This window comes from Bacillus cereus group sp. Sample62 (assembly GCF_036851315.1).
GTDB classification, from domain to species: Bacteria; Bacillota; Bacilli; order Bacillales; family Bacillaceae_G; genus Bacillus_A; species Bacillus_A wiedmannii.
This window is the reverse complement of record NZ_JAFLPK010000001.1, coordinates 3,720,501-3,734,200: the sequence shown is the minus strand read 5'-3', so window position 1 is coordinate 3,734,200 and position 13,700 is coordinate 3,720,501. Positions and strand designations below refer to the sequence as shown.

Sequence of the window (13,700 nt, the reverse complement as noted above, 5' to 3'; positions counted from 1 at the left end):
TTGAATGAAGTTGTACAAGTTCCTGTTACGGATGTAAAGGGAATCGGAGGAGAAACATCTGAATTACTACACGAGATGGGAATTTATACAGTTTCTCATCTATTAGAACATTTTCCGTACCGTTATGAAGATTATGCGATGAAAGATCTTGCTGAAGTAAAGCATGATGAACGGGTAACAGTTGAGGGAAAAGTTCATAGTGCTCCTTTACTGCAATATTATGGGAAAAAGAAGTCGCGTCTTACGGTTCGTGTCCTCGTCGGTCGTTATTTAATTACAGCTGTATGTTTTAATAGGCCGTACTATAAGCAGAAGTTAAATTTAGATGAAACGGTAACGATTACTGGTAAATGGGATCAGCACCGTCAAACGATTGCGGTATCAGAGCTTCATTTTGGACCAGTTGTACGTCAACAAGAAGTAGAGCCTGTATACTCAGTGAAAGGGAAACTTACAGTAAAACAAATGCGTCGTTTTATTGCCCAAGCTTTCAAGGAGTATGGGGAATCTATAGTTGAAGTGTTACCTGATGGATTGCTAAGTCGATATAAATTATTGCCGCGTTATGAAGCGCTTCGGGCATTGCATTTTCCAGCAGGACAGGAAGATTTAAAGCAAGCACGTCGCCGTTTTGTATATGAGGAGTTTTTCTTATTTCAGCTAAAAATGCAAACATTACGGAAAATGGAGAGGGAAAATTCGAAAGGGACGAAAAAAGAAATTCCTTCAGCAGAATTGCAAGAGTTTGTCGATGCTCTTCCGTTTCCTTTAACTGGTGCACAGCGTCGGGTAGTAGATGAAATTATGAAAGATATGACATCTCCTTATCGGATGAATCGTCTGTTGCAAGGTGATGTAGGTTCTGGGAAAACAGTCGTTGCAGCGATTGGCCTTTATGCAGCGAAGTTAGCACATTATCAAGGTGCTTTAATGGTTCCTACAGAAATTTTAGCAGAGCAACATTATCAATCGCTCGCAGAGACGTTCTCGCACTTTGGTATGAAGGTTGAATTGTTAACCAGTTCTGTTAAAGGTGTAAGGCGTCGAGAGATTTTGGCAAAATTAGAACAAGGAGAAATAGATATCCTTGTTGGAACACATGCTTTAATTCAAGATGAAGTTATCTTTCATAGGTTAGGTCTCGTTATTACTGATGAACAACATCGATTTGGTGTAGCGCAGCGACGGGTTTTAAGGGAGAAAGGTGAAAGTCCGGATGTTTTATTTATGACGGCGACGCCAATTCCGCGTACGTTAGCAATTACTGCATTTGGAGAGATGGATGTTTCTATAATCGATGAGATGCCAGCTGGTAGAAAGGTAATTGAAACATACTGGGCAAAACATGATATGTTAGATCGAGTTCTCGGTTTTGTAGAGAAGGAGATAAAAAAAGGAAGACAAGCATATGTTATTTGTCCCCTTATTGAAGAATCTGAGAAACTTGATGTACAAAATGCGATCGACTTACATAGTATGCTGACTCATCATTATCAAGGGAAATGTCAAGTCGGATTAATGCATGGCAGACTCTCATCTCAAGAAAAAGAAGAGATAATGGGACAATTTAGTGAAAATAAAGTGCAAATTCTTGTGTCGACAACAGTTGTTGAAGTAGGTGTGAACGTACCGAATGCGACTGTAATGGTTATATATGATGCGGAGCGTTTCGGTTTATCGCAGCTCCATCAGCTCAGGGGACGTGTTGGGCGTGGTAGTGAACAATCATATTGTTTATTAATCGCGGATCCAAAATCGGAAACGGGAAAAGAGCGAATGCGTATTATGACCGAAACGAATGATGGATTTGTATTGTCAGAAAAAGATTTAGAGTTAAGAGGTCCTGGAGATTTCTTTGGAAGTAAGCAAAGTGGTTTACCAGAATTCAAGGTTGCTGATATGGTACATGATTATCGAGCGTTAGAAACAGCTAGACAAGATGCGGCGTTACTAGTAGAGTCAGAAGCGTTTTGGCATAATGATCAGTATGCTTCGCTGCGTACTTATCTTGACGGGACAGGTGTGTTCCAAGGAGAGAAGCTCGATTAAAGGGAGGCAACGAAAGTTTTTGTTGCATTCTACTTTTAATGATTATATACTACTGTTAGTACCTAGTCATAAAAATGGATGGTGCGGTATGAAAAAAAGAAGAAGTAAAAAAGAAAGACAAGAATTATTACAACAAACAATAGAAACGAATCCTTTTATTACGGATGAAGATTTAGCGGAAAAATTTCAAGTGAGTATACAAACCGTACGTCTTGATCGTATGGAATTATCTATTCCTGAATTAAGAGAAAGAATTAAACATGTAGCTACAAAGCAACATGAAGAAGATGTGAAATCTTTACCGTTAGAAGAGGTTGTCGGAGAAATTATCGATATAGAATTAGATAGACATGCGATTTCTATCTTCGAAGTGAAGGTAGAACACGTATTTAAAAGAAATCAGATTGCCCGTGGGCATCATTTGTTTGCACAAGCAAACTCACTAGCTGTTGCGGTTATTGATGAAGAATTAGCTTTAACTGCAAAGTCTACCATTCGATACATTCGTCCTGTAAAATTAGGAGAGCGTGTTGTTGCAAAAGCGCGCGTTGAAGATGTAGAGAATGATAAAGGACGGACCGTTGTCAAAGTGCGTAGCTTTGTTGGAGAAGAACTTGTTTTTACAGGCACTTTTGAAATGTATCGATCTAGTAATTATAGTGAGGAAGGTAACAACTTATGAAAATCGCAATAGATGCAATGGGCGGCGATCATGCTCCAAAGGCTGTCGTATTAGGAGCAATGAAAGCTATTAAGGAATATTCTGATTTACATATTACGTTAGTAGGGAAAGAAGAGGAAATTCGTCAATACTTAACGAGTGAAGAACGAATTACTATACTTCATACAGATGAAAAAATCGAATCGACAGATGAACCAGTAAGAGCGGTTCGTCGAAAAAAACAAGCTTCAATGGTACTAGCAGCGCAGCAAGTGAAAGACGGCGTAGCCGATGCTTGTATATCAGCGGGTAGTACAGGAGCTTTAATGGCGGCTGGATTGTTTGTTGTAGGTCGTATGGAAGGAATTGAGCGACCAGCTTTATCCCCTACAATGCCAACTGTTGATGGAGAAGGTTTTGTTATGTTAGATGTTGGAGCGAACGTTGATGCAAAACCAATTCATTTATATCAATATGCAGTAATGGGATCTGTATACGCTGAGAAAGTAAGAGGAATTAAAAATCCTCGCGTTGGACTTTTGAATGTTGGAACAGAGGATGGCAAAGGGAACGAGCTTTCAAAACAAGTCTTTGCAATGCTTAAGGATGCCCCAATTAATTTCGTTGGGAACGTTGAATCAAGAGATTTATTGCAAGGTGTAGCAGATGTTGTTGTATGTGATGGTTTTACAGGGAATGTAGCGCTAAAATCATTAGAAGGAACAGCACTTGCGTTATTTTCTATGTTAAAAGAGCAGTTAATGAGTTCGTTTACGAGCAAATTAGCGGCAGCGGTATTAAAGCCAAAACTTATGGTATTAAAAGATAAAATGGATTATTCGGAGTATGGAGGAGCAGCATTATTTGGATTGAAAGCTCCTGTCATTAAGGCTCACGGTTCTTCCAATGACCAATCAATATTTAGTGCGATTCGTCAAACGAGAGAAATGGTAGCGAAAGAAGTTATTCCTACTATTTCAAGCGTAATGGAGAAAGAGCCACTCCAATAAGAGGAGGATTTGAAATGGGAAAACTAGCATTTCTTTTTCCGGGCCAAGGTTCACAGGCAGTTGGAATGGGTAAACAGTTAGCGGAGAATAATAAAGAGGTTGCAAATGTGTTTGCAAAAGCAGATGAGGTGTTGCAAGATTCACTTTCAGAAGTGATTTTTGAAGGGCCACAGGAAAAGCTTACGTTAACGACAAATGCGCAGCCTGCCTTATTAACAACGAGTTTTGCTATTTTGACAGCTTTGAAAGAGTATGATATTACACCAGACTTTGTTGCAGGGCATAGTTTAGGTGAATATAGCGCTCTTGTAGCAGCGGGTGCAATAACTTTTGAAGACGCTGTATATGCTGTAAGGAAACGTGGGGAATATATGGAAGAAGCTGTTCCTGGCGGAGAAGGTGCAATGGCGGCTATTTTAGGTGCTGATCCACATATGCTGAAACAAGTTACAGAAGAAGTAACGAGTGAAGGATATGCAGTACAAATCGCTAATATGAATAGTACGAAGCAAATTGTGATTTCTGGAACAAAGCAAGGAGTCGAGATTGCTTCTCAAAGAGCGAAAGAAAATGGTGCAAAGAGAGCAATTCCGCTTAAGGTAAGTGGACCGTTCCACTCTTCGCTTATGAAGCCAGCAGCGGAGAAGTTCCAAAGTGTCTTAAATGAAATTACAATTCAAGATACGAATATTCCTGTTATCGCAAATGTAACAGCAGACGTTATTACAAGTGGTGCACATATTCAAGAAAAGCTAATTGAACAGCTCTATTCGCCTGTCTTATGGTACCCGTCCATTGAAAATATGGTGCGTCAAGGGGTAGATACATTTATTGAGATTGGACCTGGGAAAGTACTTGCTGGACTTATGAAGTCAATTGATTCATCAGTGAAAGCATATGCGATATATGATGAAGAGACATTAAAAGATACCATTTCAAATTTGAGAGGAGAAAACTGATGTTAAAAGGGAAAGTAGCATTAGTAACTGGCGCTTCACGTGGAATTGGTCGTGCGATTGCGATTGATTTAGCGAAACAAGGGGCAAATGTTGTAGTAAATTATGCTGGTAATGAGCAAAAGGCAAATGAAGTAGTTGATGAAATAAAGAAATTAGGTTCGGATGCAATTGCAGTAAGAGCAGATGTTGCAAATGCTGAAGACGTTACGAATATGGTGAAACAAACTGTAGATACATTTGGACAAGTTGATATTCTTGTAAATAATGCAGGTGTAACGAAAGATAATTTATTAATGCGTATGAAAGAAGAAGAATGGGATACAGTTATTAATACAAACCTAAAAGGTGTATTCTTATGTACGAAGGCAGTATCTCGATATATGATGCGCCAGCGTCATGGCCGTATTATTAATATCGCTTCTGTTGTTGGAGTAACAGGTAATCCAGGACAAGCAAACTATGTTGCTGCTAAAGCGGGTGTAATTGGATTAACAAAAACATCAGCAAAAGAATTAGCGAGCCGTAATATTACTGTAAATGCAATTGCTCCAGGTTTTATTGCGACTGATATGACGGATGTATTAGATGAAAATATAAAGGCCGAAATGTTAAAGTTAATTCCTGCAGCTCAGTTTGGTGAAGCGCAAGATATCGCAAATACTGTAACGTTTTTTGCTTCTGATCAAAGCAAATATATTACAGGGCAAACGTTAAATGTTGATGGCGGAATGGTAATGTAATAAAAGAATCGATTTCAACTAGTTTTTTTGTCCAATATTTAATATAATATTTGAGGGGAGGTGAATGGAATGGCAGATGTTTTAGAGCGTGTAACAAAAATCATCGTTGATCGTTTAGGTGTAGAAGAAACTGAAGTAGTACCAGCTGCGAGCTTTAAAGAAGATTTAGGCGCAGACTCCCTAGATGTAGTAGAACTTGTAATGCAATTGGAAGATGAATTCGAAATGGAAATTTCTGATGAAGATGCTGAAAAGATTGCTACTGTTGGCGATGCTGTGACTTACATAGAGAGTCATCTATAATGCTTAAGTGAAGTCCCGTTTTTTAGCGGGGCTTCTCGGCTTATATCTGGAGGGACCTATGCCGTACCGAAAACATAGAGAAAAAAAATACGAAACAAAATATCGTGAAGCGTTTAAAGTATTTCAAGAAGAGATAGGTATTACGTTTTCAGATGAAAAATTATTGATTCAAGCATTTACGCATTCATCGTATGTGAATGAGCATCGAAAAAAACCGCATGAAGACAATGAGCGTCTCGAATTCCTTGGAGATGCAGTATTGGAACTTACTGTGTCACAGTATCTGTTTCAAAAATATCCGACAATGAGCGAAGGAGAGTTAACGAAACTACGTGCAGCTATTGTATGTGAACCATCTCTTGTTCGTTTTGCAAACGAGTTGTCATTTGGTAGCCTTGTTTTATTAGGAAAAGGTGAGGAAATGACAGGTGGACGTGAACGACCAGCTTTATTAGCGGATGTCTTTGAAGCGTTTATTGGTGCCCTTTATCTTGATCAAGGGTTAGAAACAGTATGGGGATTCTTAAAAGAAATTGTATACCCTAAAATTAATGAAGGTGCTTTTTCTCATGTGATGGATTATAAGAGTCAATTACAAGAGTTGATTCAGCGTGATGGTAGTGGCAATATTGAGTATCAAATTTTGCAGGAAAAAGGACCGGCCCACAATCGAGAATTTGTGTCACGTGTTACGTTAAATAACGTGGCTTTAGGTCTTGGTAGTGGCAAGTCGAAAAAAGAAGCAGAGCAACAAGCTGCTGCAGAAGCATTGAAAAAATTAAAAGAACAACTATAAGGAATCCCCCTTTGAATGAGGGGGATTCCTTATGCATAGAATGAAACTTTCTTTTTGTTTGTGAATAAAGGGAAGGGAAATCCGTATAATAGCTTGTTTTTGTATAGACAACAGTTATAACAACGGAGAATAGGAGGAAGGCCTTTCGTGTTTTTAAAAAGATTAGAAATAGCAGGGTTTAAGTCTTTTGCTGAGCGTGTATCTGTTGATTTTGTCCCAGGTGTAACTTCTGTAGTAGGACCTAATGGAAGTGGGAAAAGTAATATTACTGATGCGATTCGCTGGGTACTTGGTGAACAATCTGCAAAATCATTACGTGGTGCAAAGATGGAGGATATTATTTTTGCAGGCAGTGATACGAGAAGAGCAGTTAATGTTGCTGAAGTAACAATAACTTTAAATAATGAAGATCAACGTTTACCGATTGAATATAATGAGGTATGTGTAACGCGTCGTGTATCTCGTTCAGGTGATAGTGATTTTTATATTAATAAACAATCATGTAGATTGAAAGATATTATCGATTTATTTATGGACTCTGGTATGGGTAGAGAAGCTTTTTCGATTATTAGCCAGGGGAAAGTTGAAGAAATTTTAAGTAGTAAATCAGAAGAACGTCGTGGTGTATTTGAAGAAGCTGCGGGAGTGCTGAAATACAAACTTCGTAAAAAGAAAGCTGAAGTGAAATTAGCAGACACACAAGAAAACTTAAATCGTGTACAAGATATCATTCACGAATTAAGTAGTCAAGTAGAACCTTTAGAAAGACAAGCTTCTATTGCGAAAGATTATCTCGAGAAAAAAGAAGAATTAGAGAAAGTAGAAGCGGCGCTTATTGTACATGAAATTGAAGAATTACATGAGAAATGGGAAGCGCTTCGAAATCAGTTTGGGCATAATAAAAACGAAGAAGCTAAAATGTCAACGCATTTACAAAAAGGTGAAGAAGAGCTTGAGGAATTACGAGGACAATTACAAGCAGTAGATGAGTCTGTAGATTCCTTACAAGAAGTACTGCTTCTTTCTAGTAAAGAGCTAGAAAAGTTAGAAGGACAGCGTGAGTTATTAAAAGAGAGAAAACAAAATGCAACGACGCACTGTGCACAACTCGAACAGTTAATTGTTGAATTAACAGAGAAAGCTACAAGTTATGATGGTGAAATTGAATCCAGTACAGAAGTGTTGATGCAATTTGTAAATCAAGTAAAAGAGTTGGAGACAAAATTGCATGATAATGAGCTACTGCTTGCAACTTTTGCTGACAATTTAGAGGAACAAATTGAGAATTTAAAAGGTGACTATATTGAACTTTTAAATCAACAAGCTAGTCATCGTAATGAGTTATCTATGATTGAAGAACAATCTAAACAACAAAACTCAAAAAATGAACGCCTCGATGAAGAAAATGCGAAATATGTAGAAATACGCATGGAAATTACAGCGAAAAAGACGAAACTTGTGGAAAGTTATGAACAAGTGAAAGAAAAAGTAGCTGGTATCCTTTCGAATATACACAAGACAGAAGCTGCACTTGGGAAATGCAAGACGCAGTATAGTGAAAATGAAACAAAACTGTATCAAGCGTATCAATTTGTACAACAGGCACGTTCTCGAAAAGAAATGCTAGAAGAGATGCAAGAGGATTACTCTGGTTTCTATCAAGGGGTACGTGAAGTATTAAAAGCTAGAGAAGATAGGTTGCAAGGTATCGAGGGTGCTGTTGCAGAACTGCTAACGGTACCGAAAGAATATGAAATTGCAATGGAAATTGCTCTAGGTGCAGCGATGCAGCATATTGTCGTACAAAAAGAAGAACATGCTCGTAATGCAATTACGTTTTTAAAACAAAATAAACATGGACGAGCAACATTTTTACCGCAAGCTGTTATTAAAAGTAGATCGTTATCATTTGAACAATTACGTATTGTAAATCAACACCCATCGTTTGTAGGTGTGGCGGCAGAACTTGTGCAATATAACAATAAATATGAAAATGTAGTTTCAAATTTATTAGGTACTGTTATTGTTGCGAAAGATTTACGTGGGGCGAATGAGTTGGCGAAACAACTGCAATACCGATATCGCATTGTAACAATCGAAGGTGATGTAGTGAACCCTGGCGGTTCTATGACTGGTGGAGCGGTAAAACAGGCGAAATCTTCTTTATTAGGACGTCAACGTGAGCTAGAAGAGTGGACGAACAAGTTAACTGATATGGAAGAAAAAACGACAAAGTTAGAAAACTTTGTTAAAGCAGTAAAGCAAGAGATTCAAGAAAAAGAAGTGCAAATACGCGAACTAAGGCAAAGTGTAGAAGCAGAGCGTGTAGATGAACAGAAATTAAGAGAAGAAATTAGTCGCTTAGAATTAGAAGAACATCGTATTAATGATCGTTTATCTATTTACGATTTAGAGATTGAAGGATTCTTACAAGATCAAGTGAAAATACAGGGACGTAAAGAAGAGCTAGAAAAGATTTTAGCAACGCTTCAAGCGGAGATTACGGAATTAGATAGCAAAATTGTCGCTTTAACAAAACAAAAAAGTGAGCAGCATTCTTCGAAAGAAAAAGTGCAAAAGGAAATGACTGAGTTAAAAGTGTTGGCGGCTGAAAAGCAACAACGCTTATCTAATCAAAAAGAAAAAGTTGAACGATTGACGAAGGAAAAAGAAGAAACGGATGCAACGCTTGTCAAAACGAAAGAGGATTTAGCATTCTTAAAACAAGAAATGACATCTAATTCAAGTGGTGAAGAACAGATTACGAATATGATTGAGAAGAAAGCATATGATCGTAATCAAACTTCAGAGTTAATTCGCTCTCGTCGTGAACAACGCGTATCGTTACAAGAGAGAGTAGAACATTTAGAACGTAATCTGAAAGAAACAACAGGTAAACATAAATACATTCTTGAGATGCTGAAAAATCAAGAAGTAAAAATAAACCGACTTGATGTAGAGTTAGAAAATAGATTACAACATTTACGTGAAACATATACGATTTCATTTGAAGCAGCAAAACTGAAGTATACAATGATGATGCCTGCAGAGGATGCACGTAAAAAGGTGAAACTAATTAAATTATCCATCGAAGAGCTAGGCACCGTGAACTTAGGGGCAATTGAAGAGTATGAGCGTGTAGCAGAGCGTCATACATTCTTACTAGAGCAAAAAGATGACCTAGAAGAAGCGAAAACGACATTGCACCAACTTATTACTGAAATGGATGAAGAAATGAAAAAACGCTTTTCTACTACGTTTGAAGGAATTCGAATGGAGTTTCAATCGGTATTCTCTGAATTATTTGGAGGCGGTAGAGCGGATTTAGTCATGACGAATCCAGAGGACTTATTAAATACTGGTATTGATATTGTAGCGCAACCGCCAGGGAAGAAACTGCAAAACTTAGGTTTACTTTCTGGTGGAGAGCGTGCTTTAACAGCAATTGCGCTGTTATTTGGTATTTTAAAAGTGCGCCCAGTCCCATTCTGTGTATTAGATGAGGTAGAAGCGGCTCTTGATGAGGCGAATGTTGCCCGTTTTGCGCAGTATTTAAAGAGATTTAGTGATGAGACACAGTTTATTGTCATTACACATAGAAAAGGTACAATGGAAGAGTCTGACGTATTGTACGGTGTAACAATGCAAGAGTCAGGGGTATCTAAACTTGTTTCGGTTCGTTTAGATGATGGAGAAGAACTAGTTGCAAGTAATTAGGAAGGATGGGACAGTATGAGCTTTTTTAAAAAATTAAAAGAAAAAATTTCAAAACAAACAGATACGGTAACAGAGAAATTTAAAAATGGATTAGAAAAAACGAGAAATTCGTTTGCAGATAAAGTAAATGATTTAGTTTATCGTTATCGTAAAGTAGATGAAGATTTCTTTGAGGAATTAGAAGAAATTTTAATTGGTGCAGATGTCGGAGTTTCGACGGTAATGGAATTAATTGATCAATTGAAAGAAGAAGTGCAACGTCGTAACATCCAAGATCCAAAAGAAGTACAAGCTGTTATTTCAGAAAAGTTAGTAGGAATTTACAAAGGTGACAGTGAGTTTAGTAACGAAATTAATATGCAAGAGGATCAATTAACAGTTGTTTTATTTGTCGGTGTTAACGGCGTAGGAAAAACGACGACGATTGGTAAACTAGCACATAAATTCAAATCAGAAGGTAAGTCTGTCCTATTGGCGGCAGGAGATACATTCCGCGCGGGAGCGATTGAACAATTAGAAGTATGGGGCGATCGCGTTGGTGTAGAAGTGATTAAACAAGGGTCAGGATCTGATCCAGCGGCGGTTATGTATGACGCTGTACAAGCCGCGAAAGCACGTAAAGTAGATGTGTTACTATGTGACACAGCAGGACGCTTACAAAACAAAGTAAACTTAATGAAAGAGTTAGAGAAAGTGAAGCGTGTAATTGAGCGTGAAGTACCGGGGGCTCCTCACGAAGTATTACTTGTTATTGATGCAACAACAGGACAAAACGGTTTAAGTCAAGCGAAAACATTCCGTGAAGCAACGAATGTTACTGGTATTGTTTTAACAAAGTTAGATGGAACTGCTAAAGGTGGTATTGTATTAGCGATTCGTAACGAAATGGATGTACCGGTGAAATTCGTTGGATTAGGAGAGCAAATGGATGACTTACAGCAGTTTGATCCAGAACAATATGTGTATGGTTTATTTGCGAACTTAGTAGAAACAGAAGAAGTGTAAGTGAAAGAAGCGGTATTTTCCGCTTCTTTTTCTATAAAAATATGTGATGTTAAGAAAAAAACTTGACACTCTTTTGTACTCCATGTAAACTAATTGATGTAAAGGGAAATCACTTAACAAAGGATGATCCAACATGCTCGAGAAAACAACGAGAATGAACTATTTATTTGATTTTTATCAATCGTTGTTAACGCAAAAACAAAGAAGTTATATGTCGCTTTATTATCTAGATGATTTATCTCTTGGTGAAATTGCGGAAGAATTTGATGTAAGTCGCCAAGCCGTGTATGATAACATTAAACGGACTGAAGCGATGCTTGAAGAATATGAAGATAAATTAGTATTACTTCAAAAGTTTCAAGAGCGACAGCGACTTGTTGCAAAGCTAAAACAGCTAATCAGCGAAGAAGAGCATGTGAATGAAGAAATGAAACAAGTTGTTGAAGCTATCGAAAAATTAGATTAGGAGGGCGGCAATATGGCATTTGAAGGATTAGCCGACCGACTTCAACAGACAATGCAAAAAATCCGCGGCAAAGGAAAAGTTTCTGAAGCCGATGTGAAAGAAATGATGAGAGAAGTTCGTCTAGCTCTTTTAGAAGCGGACGTTAACTTTAAAGTAGTAAAAGATTTTGTAAAGCGTGTGTCTGAACGTGCTGTCGGACAAGATGTAATGACAAGTTTGACGCCTGGACAACAAGTAATTAAAGTCGTACAGGAAGAACTTACAGAACTTATGGGCGGAGAGCAAAGCAAAATTGCTGTTGCTAATAAGCCACCGACTGTTATAATGATGGTTGGTCTGCAAGGTGCGGGTAAAACAACGACGACAGGTAAGCTTGCGAATTTGCTTCGTAAAAAGCATAATCGTAAACCGATGCTTGTTGCAGCGGATATTTACCGTCCAGCAGCGATTAAACAGCTTGAAACATTAGGGAAGCAATTGGACATGCCTGTATTCTCTTTAGGAGATCAAGTAAGTCCTGTTGAAATTGCGAAACAAGCGATTGCAAAAGCAAAAGAAGATCATCACGATTATGTTTTAATTGATACAGCAGGTCGCCTGCATATTGATGAAGAACTAATGGATGAATTAGCGAAAGTGAAAGAAGTTGCGAAACCGGATGAAATTTTCCTTGTTGTCGATGCGATGACGGGACAAGATGCGGTAAATGTTGCACAAAGTTTCCATGAACAGTTAGGTTTAACAGGTGTTGTATTAACGAAATTAGATGGTGATACGCGCGGTGGTGCGGCATTATCTATTAAGGCGGTAACAAATACACCGATTAAATTTGCTGGTATGGGTGAAAAACTAGATGCGATTGAAGCGTTCCATCCAGAGCGTATGGCATCCCGAATTTTAGGGATGGGAGACGTCTTAACATTAATTGAAAAAGCGCAAGCTACAGTTGATGAAGAGAAAGCAAAAGAACTTGAGCAAAAAATGCGTACGCTTTCGTTTACGCTTGACGATTTCCTAGAACAACTTGGACAAGTGCGTCAACTTGGACCGCTTGATGAATTGTTAGGAATGCTTCCTGGTGCAAATAAAATTAAAGGGCTGAAAAATGCGCAAGTTGATGAAAAACAAATTGGGCATATTGAGGCAATTATTCGTTCTATGACTAAATTAGAGCGAGAACAACCGGAAATAATCAATGCTAGTCGCAAAAAGCGCATTGCCAAAGGTAGCGGTACAACGGTACAAGAGATCAATCGTTTAATCAAGCAATTTGATGATATGAAAAAGATGATGAAAACGATGACGGGAATGCAAAAAGGTAAGAAAAAAGGACTAGGTGGATTGAAGTTTCCATTCATGTAAGGAAAAAAGATGGCTCTGTTAAGAAAAAATACTTTACAAAGCAATAGTCTTTTTGCTAATATAATTATCTGTGTGAAATAAATTCGGAGGTGCTTTATAAATGGCAGTTAAAATTCGTTTAAAACGTATGGGAGCTAAAAAAACTCCTTTCTATCGTGTAGTTGTTGCAGATTCTCGTTCTCCTCGTGACGGACGTTTCATTGAGGAAATCGGTACTTACAATCCGGTTGCTCAACCAGCTGAAGTTAAGATCAACGAAGAAGCAGCATTAAAATGGTTAGGAAATGGTGCTAAACCATCTGATACAGTTCGTAACTTATTCTCTAACCAAGGTATCATGGAGAAATTCCACTTATCTAAACAAGGTAAGTAATTGAGGCAATGACTATGAAGAAGTTAGTCGAGACGATTGTCAAGCCTCTTGTCGATCATCCTGAAGATGTAAAAGTTACACAGGAACTTTACAACGGAGAGATAAAGTATCGATTAACTGTACATCCTGAGGATGTTGGAAAAGTCATTGGAAAGCAAGGGAAAGTTGCGAAAGCAATTCGAATGCTCTTGTATTCAGTGGGACATCATAATGATGAAAAAGTAACACTGGAAATTCAATAAACGTAAAAAGGGCGAGG

At 38.0% G+C, this 13,700-nt stretch carries 13 protein-coding genes; all 13 read left to right on the top strand.

The features are described from left to right. A complete protein-coding gene (gene recG, locus J0835_RS18840) occupies positions 1 to 2,049 on the top strand; it encodes an ATP-dependent DNA helicase RecG (protein ID WP_087981665.1) in 2,049 nt (682 codons plus the stop codon). Positions 2,050 to 2,137: 88 nt separating this feature from the next. Continuing rightward, entirely contained in the window at positions 2,138 to 2,731 is a 594-nt protein-coding gene (gene fapR, locus J0835_RS18835; RefSeq protein WP_000747352.1) for a transcription factor FapR, read from the top strand. Then, on the top strand, positions 2,728 to 3,720 hold the full coding sequence (gene plsX / locus J0835_RS18830) for a phosphate acyltransferase PlsX (RefSeq protein WP_000684108.1): 993 nt from the start codon (positions 2,728 to 2,730) through the stop codon (positions 3,718 to 3,720). Before fapR ends, plsX begins: the two co-directional genes overlap by 4 nt. A gap of 14 nt (positions 3,721 to 3,734) precedes the next feature. After that, positions 3,735 to 4,679: an ACP S-malonyltransferase gene (fabD, locus tag J0835_RS18825; RefSeq protein ID WP_087981664.1), complete on the top strand. Its 945-nt coding sequence runs from the start codon at positions 3,735 to 3,737 to the stop codon at positions 4,677 to 4,679. Continuing rightward, on the top strand, positions 4,679 to 5,419 hold the full coding sequence (fabG, locus tag J0835_RS18820) for a 3-oxoacyl-[acyl-carrier-protein] reductase (RefSeq protein ID WP_000911778.1): 741 nt from the start codon (positions 4,679 to 4,681) through the stop codon (positions 5,417 to 5,419). The genes fabD and fabG overlap by 1 nt, the downstream gene beginning before the upstream one ends. A gap of 69 nt (positions 5,420 to 5,488) precedes the next feature. Next, positions 5,489 to 5,722, top strand: a complete 234-nt coding sequence (gene acpP / locus J0835_RS18815; protein ID WP_000786062.1) for an acyl carrier protein — start codon at positions 5,489 to 5,491, stop codon at positions 5,720 to 5,722. Positions 5,723 to 5,780: 58 nt separating this feature from the next. Continuing rightward, a complete protein-coding gene (gene rncS, locus J0835_RS18810) occupies positions 5,781 to 6,518 on the top strand; it encodes a ribonuclease III (protein ID WP_001146867.1) in 738 nt (245 codons plus the stop codon). A gap of 147 nt (positions 6,519 to 6,665) precedes the next feature. Continuing rightward, on the top strand, positions 6,666 to 10,235 hold the full coding sequence (gene smc / locus J0835_RS18805) for a chromosome segregation protein SMC (protein WP_087981663.1): 3,570 nt from the start codon (positions 6,666 to 6,668) through the stop codon (positions 10,233 to 10,235). Between the two features lie 15 nt (positions 10,236 to 10,250). Then, positions 10,251 to 11,240: a signal recognition particle-docking protein FtsY gene (gene ftsY, locus J0835_RS18800; protein ID WP_087981662.1), complete on the top strand. Its 990-nt coding sequence runs from the start codon at positions 10,251 to 10,253 to the stop codon at positions 11,238 to 11,240. Positions 11,241 to 11,373: 133 nt separating this feature from the next. Beyond that, positions 11,374 to 11,706, top strand: coding sequence for a putative DNA-binding protein (locus J0835_RS18795; protein ID WP_000891061.1), 333 nt, complete (start codon positions 11,374 to 11,376; stop codon positions 11,704 to 11,706). 12 nt (positions 11,707 to 11,718) lie between these two features. Further along, a complete protein-coding gene (ffh, locus tag J0835_RS18790; RefSeq protein ID WP_076539707.1) occupies positions 11,719 to 13,068 on the top strand; it encodes a signal recognition particle protein in 1,350 nt (449 codons plus the stop codon). A 100-nt stretch (positions 13,069 to 13,168) separates the two neighbouring features. Then, complete coding sequence (rpsP, locus tag J0835_RS18785) at positions 13,169 to 13,441, top strand: 30S ribosomal protein S16 (RefSeq protein ID WP_000268750.1); 273 nt, start codon at positions 13,169 to 13,171, stop codon at positions 13,439 to 13,441. Positions 13,442 to 13,455: 14 nt separating this feature from the next. Then, positions 13,456 to 13,683, top strand: a complete 228-nt coding sequence (locus J0835_RS18780) for a KH domain-containing protein (protein ID WP_000737397.1) — start codon at positions 13,456 to 13,458, stop codon at positions 13,681 to 13,683. Positions 13,684 to 13,700: the final 17 nt, after the last annotated feature.